9 protein-coding genes are annotated in these 17,016 nt (G+C 73.2%); all 9 read right to left on the reverse strand.

Annotation, left to right across the window (positions count from 1 at the left end):
- Positions 1–17: 17 nt before the first annotated feature.
- The 9 genes from AB0K12_RS39290 to AB0K12_RS39330 all read right to left on the reverse strand — a co-directional run bounded on the left by AB0K12_RS39290 (position 18) and on the right by AB0K12_RS39330 (position 17,013).
- Positions 18–683 (reverse strand): hypothetical protein, encoded by a 666-nt coding sequence (locus tag AB0K12_RS39290; RefSeq protein ID WP_364572700.1) that lies wholly within the window; start codon positions 681–683, stop codon positions 18–20.
- Positions 680–1,216, reverse strand: coding sequence for a hypothetical protein (locus tag AB0K12_RS39295; protein ID WP_364572702.1), 537 nt, complete (start codon positions 1,214–1,216; stop codon positions 680–682). Before AB0K12_RS39295 ends, AB0K12_RS39290 begins: the two co-directional genes overlap by 4 nt.
- Before the next feature lies 1 nt (position 1,217).
- The gene (locus tag AB0K12_RS39300) at positions 1,218–2,534 is read right to left on the reverse strand and encodes a hypothetical protein (protein ID WP_364572704.1); all 1,317 of its coding nucleotides are present in this window, start codon (positions 2,532–2,534) and stop codon (positions 1,218–1,220) included.
- Positions 2,535–2,613: 79 nt separating this feature from the next.
- Positions 2,614–3,585 carry a helix-turn-helix domain-containing protein gene (locus tag AB0K12_RS39305; RefSeq protein ID WP_364572706.1) on the reverse strand — a complete coding sequence of 324 codons (972 nt, stop codon included), beginning with the start codon at positions 3,583–3,585 and terminating at the stop codon, positions 2,614–2,616.
- 17 nt (positions 3,586–3,602) lie between these two features.
- Entirely contained in the window at positions 3,603–5,006 is a 1,404-nt protein-coding gene (locus AB0K12_RS39310; protein ID WP_364572708.1) for a condensation domain-containing protein, read from the reverse strand.
- Complete coding sequence (locus AB0K12_RS39315) at positions 5,003–5,257, reverse strand: phosphopantetheine-binding protein (RefSeq protein WP_364572710.1); 255 nt, start codon at positions 5,255–5,257, stop codon at positions 5,003–5,005. The genes AB0K12_RS39310 and AB0K12_RS39315 overlap by 4 nt, the downstream gene beginning before the upstream one ends.
- On the reverse strand, positions 5,254–5,457 hold the full coding sequence (locus AB0K12_RS39320; RefSeq protein WP_364572712.1) for an MbtH family NRPS accessory protein: 204 nt from the start codon (positions 5,455–5,457) through the stop codon (positions 5,254–5,256). The genes AB0K12_RS39315 and AB0K12_RS39320 overlap by 4 nt, the downstream gene beginning before the upstream one ends.
- Before the next feature lies 1 nt (position 5,458).
- On the reverse strand, positions 5,459–10,900 hold the full coding sequence (locus tag AB0K12_RS39325; protein ID WP_364572714.1) for an amino acid adenylation domain-containing protein: 5,442 nt from the start codon (positions 10,898–10,900) through the stop codon (positions 5,459–5,461).
- Positions 10,897–17,013 (reverse strand): amino acid adenylation domain-containing protein, encoded by a 6,117-nt coding sequence (locus AB0K12_RS39330; protein WP_364572716.1) that lies wholly within the window; start codon positions 17,011–17,013, stop codon positions 10,897–10,899. The genes AB0K12_RS39325 and AB0K12_RS39330 overlap by 4 nt, the downstream gene beginning before the upstream one ends.
- Between the last annotated feature and the right edge of the window lie 3 nt (positions 17,014–17,016).

The following is a 17,016-nucleotide window of genomic DNA, read 5'->3' on the forward strand; positions in this document are numbered from 1 at the left end:
CGTCAGGCGGTCCACGATCACGACTCCGGGGTGAGGCGGAGGCTGTGGGGGGAGAGGTCGGCCTGGAGGCGGATGCCGCCGATGATCGTGCCGCGGTCGCCGGCGGCGTTCTTCGTGGCCCAGGCCATCGCTCGCTTGCGCAACTCCGGCTGCGGGACCAGCGCGGCGTCGGCCATGGTGGCGAACAGTGTCGTGCAGGCTTCCGCGCGGACTCCCAGGCGGCAGGTGGCTTTCAGGACTCTGATCTTGCGGGCGGCGTCGTATTCGATGTCGACGTACCTGTTCTCCTGGCCGTCCGGTGGGAGGCAGCGCATCCGCTGCTTGGCCTTGCTCCACGTGTCTGGGTCGCCGGGCTGGTTGGTGCAGGTGTACGAGTTGGCCTTCTTCATCCACTCATCGACGATCAAGGTGAGGGTGACGCCGGGCAGGTACTGGTCGTCCACGTCCGGGAAGTCGTCGCCGAAGGTGAGTGCGGCGGCGCCCGCCCTGGGCTCGGTGGTCAGCCAGCCGGCGCCGCCGCCCAGGACGATGCCCAGCACCAGGGCCCCGGCCGTCATGGCAGCCAGTGGGAGGGCGAGGCTTTTCCTCGCCGAAGGCGGGGGCGGCGGGGCGGTCTGGACGGGCCGCCAGGCGGAGCCGTCCCACCAGAAGCGGCCGTCGGGAGAGCGCTGGCCCACGGTCATGTCGGAATCCTGATGTCGAGCTGCACGGCGTCGCCCTTGGACGTCACCAGCACGTACGTGTAGTCGAGGATCGTGGCCTGGGTGTCCTTGTCGACCTCGATCATCTTGGTCAGCCAGTCGCGGATCTGGGCGGTGGCCGCCGGGTCGTCGCGGTACGGCAGAACGGCGAACCAGGTCAGGTACGCCAGCCCCGCCTCGGTCAGCGGGTCGCCGTCGGCGTGGAAGACGGTGCCGGTCAGCCGGTGCACGCCGCCGTCGGAGACGTTCACCCGCGCCTGGAGGCCGATCGAGCCGACCACCATCTCGCACAGCCAGGCGCCGCCCGAGGCGTCCTCGCACTCGTGGCCGCGGCCCTTGAGCGCGTCGAGCAGCGCGGACGCCTTGAGCCCGGGGATGCAGGCGCGTGCGCCGCACGACTGCGTCACCTGGCCGGCGCGCAGGTCGTGGGCGTACAGGTACGAGCCCGTGCCCGCCGCGAGGAAGGCGGCCAGGCCGGCCGCGAGGATCACGAGCCAGCGGGAGCGTCCGGTCACCTCATGCACCGTTCCGTACGTACTGGTTCCACCGGCTGCGGAACGCGGCGGCGGACAGGCCGAGCACGTCCCGCGCCATCCTGTCGAAGATCGGCAGCTCGAAGAAGGAGGCGCCGGCGCTGACGCGCTCGATCACCCGCGCGTACAGCTCGACCGCCGCGTCCCGGCCCTTGAGCCGCTCGGCCAGGCTGAACACGGTCGAGCCGAGGGCGTAGTTGAAGTGGATGCCGTCGTCGCCGTAGAAGTCCTCGTTGGACGGCGGCGTGCCGCGGAACAGGTCACCCCTGACCCCGGCGGCCACCTGTGACCGGATCGCGGCGGCCCGCGCCGCGTCGCCCACCGTCTCGGTGTAGCGGGCGAAGCCCTCGATCGCCCAGGTGGGCGGGCCCAGCTCGCCCACGTTGGCCATGGTGGCCCGCGCGGTGACCGCGTGCGTCAGCTCGTGGCGGATCGTGCTCGCCGGGTCGGCGTCGCCGTGGCCGCTCAGGTTGACCACGATGCGCGAGGCGGCGTACTCGCCCTGGTGGAGCTTGCCGTTCTTGCCCACACCGAGCTCCCGGTACTGCACGCCCAGGGCGTCGGCGATGCTCGGGCTGCCGAACCACTGGCGGAAGTTGCCCGCGTCGCGGGTGAAGAACAGGACGTGACCCGGGTACGTGAGCCGGTCGCCCCACAGCCGCTCGACGATGCCCAGCTCCCGCTCTGTGACGGCGGCGTAGCGGTCGAGGTCGGTGACGCTGCGGTCGCCCGCCAGCCACACCTTCTCCCCCACCTGCACCACCTTGAGCTGGTCGGTGTGCCAGGGCGCCTCGGCCGCCGGCGCGCTGCCGCTCTGCGCCGGCCGGTTCTTGAGCGTGACCCGGGTGATGCCGGTGATCACGTCGTCCTTCATCCGGTAGACGAACGACTCGGCGGGCGCGATGTCACCGGGACCGGCGTCCGCGGTCAGCTTCACCACGCGGATGATCGGCCCGAGGCTGATCTCGCCGCCGGACCCGGGCCGCTCGGTGGTGTACGAGGTGCTGTGCCTGACCTCGGCCAGCTCGAACTGCCGCAGGTTCGCGAAGACCAGCTTCTCGTACCGCATGAGCTCGTCGTCGGAGTCGTCCAGATCGGCCAGGTACGCGCTCTCGTCGCCGCTCATCAGGGCCGCGGCCCGGCGCTCCAGGATCTTGCGGAGGCGCTGCTTGCCCGAGGCGCCGGTGTCGTAGTCCTCGCTCTGGATGAACGGCCGCGGCGGCCCCCCACATCCGGCGACCAGCAGCCCTCCGGCCACCAGCACCGACCGCCTCGACCACATCCCCTTCGCCTCCGGCATTTCCGCATCCCCCTTGTGCGGGATGAGAATCTAACGAGGCTGCGGACGGCGGTCATTGGCGGTGAGTGCACAGTGGTTGTCACTGGGCGCGATCCAGGTGCCGGCGGTACTCGCCGGGCGGCATGCCGTACGCCCGCCTGAAGGCGCGGCTGAAGGCGGCGGCGTCGGGCATGCCCCAGCGCCGCGCGATCTCGGCGACGCCGCGCCGGTCGAGGCGGGGGTCGGCCAGGTCGGCGCGGCAGCGTTCCAGGCGTTGCGTCCTGACGTACTCGCTGACGGTCTGCTGCTCGTCCTCGAAGACGTTGTGCAGGTAGCGCACGGAGATGTGGTGCGCGGCGGCGATCCGCGCGGGGCTCAGCGTGACGTCGCCGAGGTGCTCGCGGACGTACGCCTTGATCTGCCGCGCGAGCGTCTGCCTGCGGGTCTCCTCGGGCAGCAGGCGGGTCACGTCCGCCTGCTCGGCGAGGAACGCGGCGGTCAGCTCGATCGCCGCCCTGCCCAGCGCGTCGCTCCCGGCGTCGCCCAGCGCGCGTCCCTCCCGCACCAGGCCGCGCAGGAACTGCGCCAGCAGCGCCCCCGAGCCCCGGGCTGACGGCAGCGGCCTGGCGACGTGCCGGCGCAGCTTCTGCTCGGGGACGGGCAGCGCGGCGCGCGGCACCTGCAGCGAGATGATCCCGGCCAGGCCGCCGTCGCGGCAGTGCACCCGGCTGTCGTACGGCTGCGAGGTGTCCATCAGCATCAGGTCGCCCGCCGCGAGGTCGGCGCGCCGGCCGCCCTGCTCGATGGACATCGACCCGGAGCAGGTCAGCGTCATCCACCACTGGTCGGGGTCCCCCTGGCGGATCAGCCGGGCGGTGCGCAGCGTGTGCAGGTCGGGGTAGCGGGGCGCCGACACGGTGGCCTGCCCCAGGTCCAGCACCTTCAGCGAGGCCCGATAGTCGTCCTCGTGCTCGCTGCTGATCCGCAGCGGCATCATGTGCCGCCCGATGAGCCCGCACCACCAGTCGAAACGTTCGGCGGGCGGCACGTCCGCGCTACGCCACTCGATCACGTCACTCCTCAGCTTCGCTAAGTACGTGATCGTAGAGCAATGTCCGGTTCGGCCGGGGGGACGAGGTCCTTGACGGCGGCGATCGGGACGTCCTCGGTGCAGGTGCGGACCAGCAGGGTCTCGACGGCACGCAGCATGGCCGTCGCCGTCTGCCTGGTCAGGTACGCGGTGTCGATGATGAGGCTGAGCCGGCCGGTGTCGGGGGCGGTGCCCAGGGTGAAGAACGCCTTGAACCGGACGCCCGGCCAGGCGTTCGTGACGTACGTCCGGGTCTTCGCCGTGAGCGGGGTCAGGTCCTCGCCGAGGCGGGGCAGGTTCGGCCAGGTTCCGTCGCCGCGCCGGTCGTTGAAGAAGGCGTCGAGGTCGGGCTCGCTGCCCCTGATGCGGCCGATCTCCTCGCGCATGGCCCGCATCTCGAACGGGTCGTAGTGGGCGTTGCGATAGGCCATGAGGGCGCTGTGGTGGGCGGCCAGGCAGGTGTCGGTGAAGCCGGTCTCGGGCAGGTCGAGCACGAGCAGGGCGTCCTGGCCCACGGTGGCGACCAGCGGACGGGTGCGCGGGTCGCGCCGGTTGCTGTGGACGAGCTGCATGACCGCCCGCGGCCGGTCGCTCGCGACGGCGAGGACGGTGGCGCAGGCGGCGATGAGCACGCTCGTCGTACTGATCGTCAGCCGCTCGGCCAGCCGCACGGCCGCCGCGGCGAGCGCCACCGACTCCATGCCGACCTCGATGAACCGGGGCTCCTCCGGCTCCCCAGGCGGATGGTCGAACACCTCGAGCGGGACGGTTTCGAGCACCTTGCGCCAGTAGCGGATCGACCGTCGCGAGCGGGCCAGGAACGGCTCCTCGCGTTCCAGCGCCGCCTGCTCCATCGGCTGCCACGGCGGCGCCGGCAGGTCGTCGCCGCGCAGCAGCGCCCGCCACTCGGCCGACAGCAGGCTCAGCGCCTGGTAGTCCACCGCCAGGTGCGAGAAGGCGAACGCCAGGGCGCGCGGCCGGCCGTCGGCGAGCACGATGGCGCAGCGCAGCGGCAGGCCGGCGCCGTGGTCGAAGACCGTGGTGCCGAGCTCGGCGGCGATCCGTCCCGCGGTGGCCAGCGGCCCCTCCGGGCCCGTCCGCACCAGCTCGACGGTCAGCTCGCCGCTGCGCGCCACCCGCTGCACCGGGCCGTCCGGCGTGTCGACGAAGATGGTGCGCAGGCTCTCGTGGCGTTCGAGCATCCGGCGCAGCGCGCCCAGCACGGTCGCGAGGTCGCGCCTGCCGTGCACCGGCAGCACCCAGGGGCAGTTGAGGAACGACTGGCTGGGACCCATCAGGTGCACGGCCCGCCACATCAGCCGCTGCCCCCAGGTCAGCGGCGCCTCGCCGTCCCTGGTCCCGCTGAACCGGACCGAGGCGGTCGCCATGGGCGGGGTGGTCATCGGGCGTCCAGCAGGCCCGACACGTGGGCGGCGAGCGCGTCCACGCGGTCGAAGGCGGACAGGTCGCCGCCGAGGTCGACGTCCACGCCGAAGACGTCCTCGATCGCGTCGATGAGCCTGATCCACGCCAGCGAGGTCAGGCCCAGCGCCGACAGCGAGTGGTCGCCGGCGAGCGCCTGCTCGGCGCTGATCTCGCCGTCGGACACGGCGGCCACCAGGTCCGCGAGCCTGCGTTCCACGCCGCCGCTCACCGCGCGCTCCCTTCCGCCTCCTGGCGCAGCCGTACGCTGCGGGGGCGCATGTCCGTCCAGATCTCGTCGATGTGGTCCAGGCACTGCTGCCGGTCGCCGGTGAAGCCCGTGGACCGCCAGCCGTCCGGGAGCGGCCGGTCGAGGGGCAGCAGCGAGTACTGGTCCTCGTCGTTGACGACCACCTGGTGTCGTCCCGTCACGTCATTCCTCCTTCTGTCGCAGGGCTTGTACGCCGACCAGGTCGTCGGCGACGGCGTCGGGAACCTCGTGGTCGAAGCGGGCCAGCGCCGGGACCCTCATGGCGGCCAGCGTGATCGCCAGGATGGCGAGGCCGAAGAGCACGTACATGAGGCCGATGCCGCGGCCTGGGCCGACGCCGATGACCGCGCCGACCGTCGAGGCGAGCGCGCCGCCGTCCAGCAGCAGCGGGTCGAGCAGCGCGGCGGCGTACGGCGCGACGAGCCCGTAGCCGATGGGCAGCGTGGACCAGGCGATGAGCGTGTTCATCGCGAACACCCGGCCGTGGAACCGCTGCGGCACCTTGACCTGCACGATCGTGGTGTAGATGCCGTTCAGCAGGGTGATCCAGAGCGTGATGCCGCACACGCCGACGGCGATCACGGCCAGGTCGGCGCGCAGGCCGGTGAGCAGGCAGAAGCAGCCGAGCACGAGGCTGCACAGCAGCACGCCGCGCAGGCGCAGCCGGCGCGGGCCGCCCCAGACGACCATGACGAGCGCGCCCGCGAACGTCCCGACGCCGGCCAGGAAGGAGATCCTCCCGACGTCGGCCAGCTCGGCGAAGGCCAGCACCAGCGGCGAGAACATCAGCAGCAGCGGCGCGAGGAACACGTTCAGCACGACGAAGAACAGCAGCATGGCGACGAACCCGCGGTGGCCGAGCGAGTAGCGCAGGCCGCCGAGGATCTCGTTCTTGATCGACTCGCGGCGCCGCCAGGGCATGCTGTCGGGGAAGCGCACCGCCAGCAGGACGGCGATGGCGACCGCGTAGCCGGCGATGTCGAGCAGGAGGATGCCGCCGAGCCCGATCGCCGACATCAGGCCGACGGCGAAGATGGGCACCAGGAGCTGGGCGGTGCCGGTGCCGAGCTGCGTGATGCCGACCGCGTGCCCGAGGTAGTGCTTGGGGACGAGCTGCGGGACGGCCGAGAAGTACGCCAGGCGCTGGAAGGTGAGCGCGACGGACAGACAGCCGAGCAGCGGGTAGATCATCTCGACGGACAGGTTCCCCGTCCAGAGCAGCACGCCGAACGCGAGCTGGATCGTGAACGCGGCGGCGTCTCCGGCCAGCATCACCCGGCGGCGGCTCGTCCTGTCGATGATCGCGCCGGCGACCGGCGCGACCAGCATGCCCGGCACCAGGCCGACGACCGCCATCAGCGCGAACTTCGCCACCGACCCGGTCGTCGTGTAGATCCAGAGGGGGACGGCGAACTCCGTCAGCGCCGAGCCCGTCATGGAGACGAGCTGGCTGAGCGCGACGGCGAGAAAGCGCGGGATGCCGGGCCTGACGCCGGTCGGTGCGGGCATCGTGTCGGCGTGCGACACGTCGTGCAACCACCAGGTACGGCCACCGCTTCGCGCCGGTTCCGGTTCCGGTTCCTCCAGGTTCCGGTGGACGACGGTGACGATCTCGGCGAGTTCTTGTGCCCGATATTTCAGGAAAAAGTGGCCTGCCTCGGCGAGCACGACCACCGCCGACGCCGAGGTGAGGAAGTGCCATTCGCGGAAGCGTTCCTGGTAGTAGTCCGTCGCCGGATCCTCGGTCCCCACGACGCTGATCACGGGAGCGCGCAGCCGCTGCGTGCCGGACTCGAACAGCCGGGTGTAGTAGTCCTCGGCCTCCCGCGAGTCGCGGCGCATGTTGCGTACGATGCGGCGGGCCTGCGCGGGGTCGAGGTCGCTCATGTCCACGCCCTGTGAGATCAGCCAGTTGACGTAGCGCTGGTCGCTGCGCAGCCGCTCGGCCTCCGCGATCTTGGCGATGCGCGACATGACCCGGCCGCGCGGGCGGGCGAAGGGAAAGATGCCGCCGATGTAGACGCCGTCGAGTTCGCGTCCGGCGGCCTCGAGCCGGCGGGCGATCTCCACGGTCAGCGCCGAGCCCACGCCGCAGTGCCCGTACAGGACGATCGGGCCCTCGACCTTCTCCAGGATCTCGCGCACGCACCCGGCCGCCAGCTCGTCGAACGGCAGCCTGTCCTCGTCCATGCCCACGTCGTGACCGGGGATCGCGACCGACCAGAGCGCGTGCCCGTCCGGCAGGGCGTCGGCGAGCGGCTGGTAGACGACGGCGCTGCCGCCTCCGTACGGGACGCTCACGTAGCTGAGGACCGGGCTGGTGCTGCCCGCGGCGGTCAGCCGGTGCAGCAGCGCGCGGGGGCCGCGCCGGTCCTGCGGGGTGTCGGCGAGCGCGGCCAGCTCGCGGACGGTGCGGTGCTTGAAGACGTCCATGACGCTGACGACGGCGCCCGCCTCCTGGCGCAACCTGGCCACCACCTGGGTCGCGAGCAGGGAGTGGCCGCCGAGGTCGAAGAAGTCGTCGTCCACGCCGACCGCCTCGACGCCCAGCAGCTCGCCCCAGATGGCGGCGAGCGTGCGTTCCGTGGGGGTGCCGGGCGCGATGAACTCGACCGTGGCGTCCCTGGTCGCCACCGGTGCGGGCAGGCGGCGGCGGTCCAGCTTGCCGTTGGGGCTCAGCGGCAGGGCGGCGAGCGTGACGTAGCTCGCGGGGACCATGTAGTCGGGCAGCGTCCGCTTCAGCTCCGCGCGGAGTGCGCCGTGGTCGAGGGCCTGGTCGAGGGCCTGGTCGAGCGCCTGGTCGAGCGCCTGGTCCGGAGCGTCGCCTGTGCCGGGGGTGACGTACGCGACCAGGCGGTCGTCGCGGACAATCACGGCGGCGTCCCCGACGGCGGGCAACGCGCGCAGCGCGGCCTCGATCTCGCCCGGCTCGATGCGCAGGCCGCGTAGCTTGACCTGGGAGTCCAGCCGGCCGAGGAACTCCAGCACCCCGTCGGGGCGGCGCCTGACCAGGTCGCCGGTGCGGTAGAGGCGCGAGCCAGGCGGCCCGTACGGGTCGGGCACGAACCGCTCGGCGGTGAGCGCGGGACGGTTGAGGTAGCCCCTGGCCAGGCCGGCGCCGCCGATGAACAGCTCGCCGGACACCCCGGTCGGCACCGGCGACATGGCGGCGTCCAGGACGTACAGGGTGGTGTTGGCGATGGGGGTGCCGATCGGGACGCGGGCCGCCGAGGCGAGCGTTCCGGGCCTGCAGTGCCAGGCGGAGACGTCCACGGCCGCCTCGGTGGGGCCGTACAGGTTGTGCAGCTCGGCGGCGGGGAGCGTGGCGACGCAGCGGCGGGCCAGGTCGGCGGGCAGCTCCTCGCCCGAGCAGATCACCCGCCGCAGCGAGCCGCAGCCCGCGCCGCCGTTCTCGGCGAGGAAGACGGCCAGCATCGACGGGACGAAATGCGCGGTGGTCACGCCTTCCGTGGTGATCAGCTTGCGCAGGTACGCGGCGTCCTTGTGGCCGCCCGGCGTCGCGAGCACCAGCCTGGCGCCGCAGCGCAGCGGCCAGAACAGCTCCCACACCGACACGTCGAAGCTGAGCGGCGTCTTCTGCGCCACGACGTCCGCGTCTCCGAGCCGGAAGCGGTCCTGCATCCAGTCGAGCCGGTTGGCGATGGCGCCGTGGGTGTTCGGCACGCCCTTGGGGCGGCCGGTGGAGCCGGAGGTGTAGATGACGTAGGCGACGTCATCGGGCCGCACGTCGGGCAGCACGTCGGGCAGCGGGCCTTCCGCGCCGGTCCAGACGTCGGGGTCGTCCAGGTCGAGGACGGTCGCGCCGGTGTCCGGCAGGTCGGGGCGGATGCTCCGCTGGGTGAGCAGCACGGCCGGTGCGGCGTCCGCCAGCATGAACGCCACCCGGTCCGGCGGATATTCGGGGTCGATCGGCAGGTACGCGGCGCCCGCCTTGAGCACGCCGAGCAGGCCGGGCAGCAGCTCCAGCGAGCGTTCCGCGCACACGGCGACCACCGTCCCGGGGCCCGCGCCGAGGTCGCGCAGCGTGCGGGCGATCCGGTCCGCCGCGGCGTCCAGCTCGCCGTACGTCAGTGACCGCCCTTCGAAGCGCACCGCGACCGCGTCGGGGGTGCGGGCCGCACGGGCCTCGATGGGGCCGTGCAGGGTGGCGGGGCCAGGGAAGTCCGTGGCGGTGTCGTTCCAGGTGTGCAGGACCTGGCGGCGTTCGTCCTCGGTGAGCAGGTCGATGTGGGAGAGCGGGGTGCCGGGGTCGGCCGCGACCCGCTCCAGCAGCGTGCACAGGTGGCCGGCGAGGCGTTCGATGGTGCCCGGCTCGAACAGGTCGGTGTTGTAGACGAACATGCCGCCCGAGTCGTCGCCGGCGTACAGCTCCAGGTCGTACCGGGTGGCCCAGGCGTCCACGGGAAAGTCGGCGACGGTCAGCCCGGCGGGCGGGTCGATGGCCTCGTGGCGGTAGTTCTGCATCGCGAACATGACGCCGAACAGCGGTGACCTGGACACGTCACGCGGCACGTCCAGCTCGGAGACGAGCTGCTCGAACGGCAGGTCCTGGTGGGCGAAGGCGTCCAGGACGAGGTCGCGCACCCGGCCGATCAGCTGGGCGAACGTCGGGTCGCCGGTCAGGTCCACCCGCATGGTGAGCATGTTCACGAAGCAGCCGATCACGCCGTCCAGCTCGGGGACCTGGCGGCCGGCCACGGGCGATCCCACGGCGACGTCCTCGGCGCCCGCGTACCGGCCGAGCAGCGCGGCGAGCGCGGCCAGCATGACCATGTACGGCGTGGCCCGGTGCGCGCGCCCGAGCCCGGCCAGCCCGGCGGCCGCCTCGGGGTTCAAGGTGAACGGGTGCGCGGCGCCGGTGTAGGTGCGCTCGGGCGGGCGTGGCCGGTCCGCCGGCAGGTCCAGCAGTTCCAGGCCGGCCAGCCTGTCGCGCCAGAAGTCCAGGTCGCGCTCGGACGGGGGCAGGCCGCGCTGCCAGGCGGCGTAGTCGGCGTACCCGACCTGCGGGGCGGGCGGTGTGCGGCCGTCGTAGCGGGCGAAGACCTCGCGCAGCAGCACGTCGGCCGACCAGCCGTCGGCGGCGATGTGGTGCACCGCGATCACCAGCACGTGGTCGTCGTCGCCCAGCCTGATCAGCAGCGCCCGTGCGATGGGCCCCGCCGCCAGGTCGAACGGCACCGCCAGGAACCGTTCTGCCTGCTCCTTGGCGGCGGCCTCGTCCGGCGCGTCGCGGACGGTCAGGGGGAGCGTGGCGTCCGCGGCGAGCAGCACGCGCGGGCGGCCGTCCTCGGTGGCGGGGAAGCGCATGCGCAGCGCGTCGTGCCCGGCCACGACGGCGTCCAGCGCGGCGGCCAGGGCTCCGGCGTCGAGCGGGCCGCGCAGCCGCAGCCTGATCGGGATGGTGAGCTGGGCGGTGCCCGGCGCGAACTGCTCCAGGAACCACAGCCGCTCCTGCGCGTGCGACAGCGGCGGCGGCTCGCCGCCGGGGCGCGCGGGGATGGTACGGCGTGGCGCCGCCCCGCGTCGCAGCCGCTGCGCCAGCAACGCCTGTTTGGCCGCCGACAGCTCGTTCGAGCCCGTCACTCCCCCACCTCCAGCAGTTCCGCGGCCTCGGCGTCGGTGAGCGCCGAGAGCTGCTCGATCACCAGCCGCTCGACGGCGGTCGCGAGCCCGGCGACGGTCGGGTGGTCGAACACCGTGCGGATCGGCACCTCCGTCTCGACCGCGTTGCGCAAAAGCGCCGCGACCCGGGTGGCGAGCAGGGAGTGCCCGCCCAGGGCGAAGAAGTCGTCGTGGACCCCGACCGTCTCGAGGCCGAGCAGCTCACTCCAGACCTCGGCCACGAGCACTTCGGCGTCCGTGCACGGGGCCACGAACTCGGCGGCGGGTCCTGGCTCGGGCGCGGGCAGGGCCGCCACGTCCACCTTGCCGGTGATCGTGAGCGGCAGCGCCGGCAGGCTCACCCAGGCCGTGGGCACGAGATGCGCCGGCAGGGCCGCGGCCAGGCGCCCCCGCAGCTCGTCCGGTTCAGCCGGGCCGACCACGTACGCGGCCAGCCGCTCCCCGTCCGCCGTCACCACCGCCTGCCGGACACCCGGCTGAGCCAGCAGGGCGGCCTCCACCTCGCCCGGCTCCACCCGGAAGCCGCGCACCTTCACCTGGGTGTCGAACCGGCCCAGGAACTCCAGCGTCCCGTCCCGCCGCCACCGCACCCGGTCGCCGGTCCGGTACAGCCGGGAGCCCGGCGGGCCATAAGGATCCGGGACGAACCGGTCGGCCGTCAGCGCCGGGCGTCCCAGGTAGCCCCGCGCCAGCCCCGCCCCGCCCAGGCACAGCTCGCCGGGGAAGCCGGGCGGCACCGGTTCGCCGTACGGGCCGAGGACGTGCGCGGTCGTGCCGCCGATCGGCCGGCCGATGGGCGGGCGGCCCACGGTGTCGGCCGAGCCGAGGTCGGCGGCCGTGGCGATGACGGTGGCCTCGGTCGGCCCGTAGGTGTTGACCAGGCGTACCCGGTCGCCGAACCGCTCCCGCCACCTGGCCACCGCCGCCGCGTGCACCTGCTCGCCACCGAGGATCACCAGCCGCAGCGGCTCCGGCCAGGTGACGTCGTCGAGCGCCTCGGTGAGCCGGTGCCAGTAGGCGGTCGGCAGGTCCAGCACGGTCACCTGCCGGCCGGCCGGTGTGCGCAGCACGTCGGGCAGCGACGCGGCGCCGTCGGGCAGGAGCAGCACGGCCGCGCCCGCCGTCAGCGCCGGGTACAGCTCCTCGGCGTGGGCGTCGAAGCTGAGTGAGGCGAACTGCGGGACCCGGTCGTCCGGCCCGATCCCGTACGACTCGCGCATCCACCGCACCCGCCCCGCCAGGCTGCCGTGCTCGACCAGCACCCCCTTCGGCCGGCCCGTCGATCCCGAGGTGTAGATCACGTACGCGGGATCGTCCGGCTCGACCGGGTCCCAGTCGCCGTACCAGCGGGGATCTCCGGGCCCTGCCTCGTCATCGGCGACGAGCACGACCGTCTCCCCCGGCAACCGCGACGCGAGCCCGGCGTCGGTCACCACCAGCCGGGCGGCGCTGTCCTCGATCAGGAACGCGAGCCGCTCGTCGGGGTAGGCGGGGTCGAGCGGCAGGTACGCGCCCCCGGCCCGCCACACGGCCAGCAGCGCCACGACGGCCTCGGCCGACCGCTCCAGGCAGACGCCGACCACGCACCCGCCCGCGACGCCGCGCCGCCGCAGGGCCGCCGCGAGCCGCGCCACCTTGGCGTCGAGCTGCGCGTAGCTCATCGCCTCTCCGCCCCACAGCAGCGCCGTGGCGTCGGGGTGCGCGGCGACGGCCCGCCGGACGAGCGCGGGCACGCTCTCTCCCTCGCTCGGGGCGGCCGATCCTGACGCCGCGAGCACGGCCGTGTCGGCGTCCGTCAGCAGGGGCAACCGGGAGATCGGGGTCTCGGGGGCGTCCGCGATGCCCTGGAGCAGCGTCTCGAACCGGGCGGCCAGCCCTTCCACGGTGTCCGCCCGGTACCGGGTGACGTCGTACCCGAACACCGCGAGCAGCCCTCGCTCGTTGCGCCACGTCTCCAGCGACAGCTCGAACTTGGCCTGCCGATACCCGCCGTCGAACAGCTCCACCCCGAGGTCGCCGACCCGCTCGGGCGGAGTCCCCTCCCCCGCCTGGCTGTGCAGGATGATCATGGTGCTGAGCAGCGGGTTGCGGTGCAGGTCGCGAGGCACGCCCAGCTCGCCGATGAGCCGTTCGAAGGGGACGGTCCTGTGGGCGTGCGCGTCCAGCACCGTACGCCGGGTCGCGTCGAGCAGGTCGGCGAAGAGCGGATCCCCTGACAGGTCGCCGCGCAGGACCAGCGTGTCGGTGAGGTAGCCGATGACCGGCTCCAGCTCCATCCGGTCCCTGGTCGCCCATGGGGTGCCGACCAGGATGTCGTCCTGCCCGGTGTGCCGGGCCAGCAGCACCTGGTAGGCGGCGGCCAGCACCATGAACAGCGACGCGTTGTGCTCCTGCGCGACCCGTTCCAGCCGGGACACCAGCTCTGCTGGCACCGTGAAGGTGTGGAACGCGCCCTCGGGCCGCTCGCCTCCTGCCTGGCCGGCGGGCAGGTCGGCGGGCAGGTCCAGCACGGGCGGGTCGGCGAGCTGGTCGCGCCAGTAGGCCAGCGACTCCTCGGAGTCCTGGTCCCGCTGCCACAGGGCGACGTCGCCGTACTGGATCCTCAGCGGCGTGAGCTCCGCGTCCCTGTCCTGGTAGAGGGCGAACAGGTCGTCGAACAGGATCCCGAGCGACGTCCCGTCCGCGATGAGGTGGTGCAGCACGAAGCAGAGCACGTGATCATCGGGCCCGAGCCTGAGCAGGCTGATCCGCAGGGGCGGCGCCCCTGCCAGGTCGAACGGCGCGTTGGTGCGCTCGGCGACGAGCCGCAGCGCCTCGGATTCCGCGCCGGGCGCGCCCGCCAGGTCGATGCGCTCGACGGTGACGGGGCCGGGCGGGTGGATGACCGTGGTCGGCGCGCCGTCCACGTCGGCGAACGACGTGCGCAGGCTCTCGTGCCTGGCCACCACCGCGTCCAGCGCCTCCTGCAGCGCGCCGGTGTCCAGCTCGCCCCGCAGCCGCAGCACCAGATACATGTTGTACGAGGCGTCGTCCGGGTCGAACTTCTGCAGGAACCACAGCCGTTCCTGGACGAACGACAGCGGCGGGACCACCCCCTCGGGACGCGGCTCGATCTCCGCCGACGGGCCGTCCCCCTGCAGCCGGACGATCTCCTCGACGACCCCCTGGATGGTCGGATCGTCGAAGAAGGCATCCAGCGACACGTCCACGCCCAGGCTCTCCCTGATCCTGGCCGAGATCTGGGTGATGGTGAGCGAGTGGCCGCCGAGGTCGAACAGGTCGTCGTCGGTGCCGACGTCGTCCAGCTCCAGCACCTCGCACCAGATCCGCCGCACCTCCTCGGCCAGCGCCCCGCCCTCGGAGCGCGGAGCCGCGGCCTTCTGCGGCGGCTCGGGGAGCGCGGCGCGGTCCAGCTTGCCGATCGGGTTGAGCGGGAGGGCGTCCAGCACGACGTACGCGCTCGGCAGCGTGGCGGCGGGCAGCGTCCTGGCCAGGTGGGCGGCCAGATCGCCGGCGTCGGGTTCGCCTTGGGCGGGGACGACGTAGGCGATCAGGCGGTGGTCGTCCGTTCCCTCGCCACGGACGACCACCGCCGCCTCGCCCACCTGGGGATGCTCCAGCAGCTGGGCCTCGATCTCGCCCAGCTCGACCCGGTGGCCGAGCAGCTTGACCTGCCCGTCCCTGCGGCCGAGGAATTCGATCTCGCCGTCGTCCCGGTAGCGGGCCAGGTCACCGGTGCGGTAGAGCCGTGCCCCTGGAGGGCCGAAGGGGTCGGGGACGAAACGATCCGCCGTGAGCGCCGGCCTGTCCCGGTAGCCGCGCGCCACCCCGGCCCCGGCGATGCACAACTCGCCCGCGACGCCCTGGGGAACCGGCCGCAGCTGCTCGTCGAGCAGGTAGATCCGGGTGTTGGCGAGGGGCCGGCCGATGGTGACCGGTTCGCCGTCGCCCGGCTCGCCGTACGTGCTCCAGATGGTGGTCTCGGTGGGGCCGTAGACGTTGACGACGCGGTCGCAGCGCTCGCGTAACTCCTGCGCGAGCCGGGGCGGCAGCGCCTCTCCCCCGGCCAGCGCGGTCACCCCGGCCAGGCCGCCGGGCAGCAGCAGCCGCCACACCGACGGCGTGGCCTGGACGTGCGTGACGCCTTGTTCGGCGACCAGCCGGGCCAGCGCCTCCGGCTGCCGTACCGCGCCGTGCGGCGCGACGACGACCCGGCCGCCGGTGATCAGCGGCAGGTACAGCTCCAGTGCGCTGATGTCGAAGGCGGGCGAGGTGAGCGCGAGCCAGGCGTCGCCGGGTCCCGACCCGAGCCGGTCGCGCATGGCGAGCAGCAGGTTGGCCAGGTTGCCGTGGTCGACCTCGACGCCCTTGGGCCGGCCCGTCGAGCCCGAGGTGTAGATCACGTAGGCCGGGTCGCCGGGGCGTACCGGCTCCGCGAGCTGCTCCCCTGCCTCCAGGGACGCGCGATCCACCAGGAGCACCGGCCAGGACGGCGCGTCCGTCTCGGACAGCACCAGCCGGGGGCGGGCGTCGTCCACGATCATGGCGAGCCGTTCCGCCGGGTGGTCGGGGTCGAGCGGCAGGTACGCGGCCCCCGCCTTGTGCACGGCGAGCAGGCTCACCAGGAGCAGGCCGGAGCGCCGCAGGTGCACGGCGACCAGCTCGCCACGCCCGACCCCGGCCTGCCTGATCCGGGCGGCCAGCCGCCCGGCCGCCCCGTCCAGCTCCGCATACGTCAGCGTCCTGTCCCCGAACGTGACGGCGGACGCGCCGGGACGCGTCCGCACCTGCTCGGCGAGCAGGCTCGGCAACGTCGCCTCGGCGGGGTAGGCGACCGCGGTGTCGTTCCACTCGACGAGCATCCGCCGTGCCTGCGCCGCCGGCATGACGTCCAGGTCGCTCAGGCACGTGCCGGGATCGTCGGCGGCGTGTCCCAGCAGGGTACGCAGGCCGTCGGCGAAGCGGGCCGCGACGTCGCGGTCCACGGCCGCCGGGTCGTAGCGCACGCACAGGGCCAGCCCGCCGGGGCCGTCCACGATCTGCAGGTGCAGCGGGTTCCGCGCGCCGCCCGCGAACATCATGCGATCCACGGTGACCTTCAGGCCGGGGAAGACCGGGTCGGGCTCCTGCCTGCGGTAACTGATCGACACGGGAAGTGCCGCTCGCCTCGGCGGCGCCGCGCGGAACCGGTACACCGCGCGCAGCTCGTCCCGCAGCCCGCTGACGAACGCGCGGAAGGTCCGCCCCGGCTCCGGCCGGGTCAGCACGGGCAGCTCGTTGACGAACGCGCCGATGTGGTCGCGGGTCTCAGGGCCGCGGGTGGTGACGTCGACGGCGACCGCCACGTTCTCCGTGCCGTACCTGAACAGCAGCGCGTGCACGCCGGCCAGCAGCACCTCGAAGGTCGATGCGCCGGTCGCCGCCGCGGCCTTCCTCGCGGAGCGGGTCAGCTCGTGGTCGAGCCCGGCGTCGATCTGCTCGCCGGGGCCGTGTCTTCTCTCGGTACGCCGCTGCCCCGGCAGCACGATCTCGGCCGGCTCGCGTCCCGCCCAGAACTCCCGTGCCGCCGCCAGCACGTCCTCACCGGGCTCCTGCCAGGTGAACGGCAACGGCCTCAGGGATTCGGATCTGTAGGCCGCGGCGAGGTCGCGTACCAGGATGTCCTTGGAAATACCGTCGAAGACCAGGTGGTGGGCGACGAACAGCAGCAGATGCCGCCCCTCGCCCGCCGGCGCGAGCGTGAACCTGGCGAGCGGCCCCTTCTCCAGGTCGAACGGCCGCGCGCTCTCCTCCCTGATCAGCCGGTCGGGATCATCGAGGTCGGCGACCGTCACGGACGGCTCCGCGGCCGGAACCAGCCGCAGCCCGTCGCCGCTCTCCGCGACGGCGGTGGCGAGCACCGGGTGCCGGGCGGCCATCGCTTCGCACGCGCCGAGCAGCGCGGGCACGTCGAGGTCGCCGTCGAACCACAGGGCGAGCGGCATGTGGTACGCCGCTCCCGCCCCCATGCGCTCGCCGACCCACATGTCCTGCTGGACGTACGAGGCCGGCACGCTCTCCTGGCAGTGCGTCATGTG

The organism is Nonomuraea sp. NPDC049419 (genome assembly GCF_040676995.1).
GTDB classification, from domain to species: Bacteria; Actinomycetota; Actinomycetes; order Streptosporangiales; family Streptosporangiaceae; genus Nonomuraea; species Nonomuraea salmonea.

Bases quoted from the DNA above. Each gene is read 5' to 3' on its own strand.
- AB0K12_RS39330 (WP_364572716.1), bottom strand. From the start codon at position 17,013: ATGACGCACTGCCAGGAGAGCGTGCCGGCCTCGTACGTCCAGCAGGAC.
- AB0K12_RS39300 (WP_364572704.1), bottom strand. From the start codon at position 2,534: ATGCCGGAGGCGAAGGGGATGTGGTCGAGGCGGTCGGTGCTGGTGGCC.
- AB0K12_RS39310 (WP_364572708.1), bottom strand. From the start codon at position 5,006: ATGACCACCCCGCCCATGGCGACCGCCTCGGTCCGGTTCAGCGGGACC.
- AB0K12_RS39290 (WP_364572700.1), bottom strand. From the start codon at position 683: ATGACCGTGGGCCAGCGCTCTCCCGACGGCCGCTTCTGGTGGGACGGC.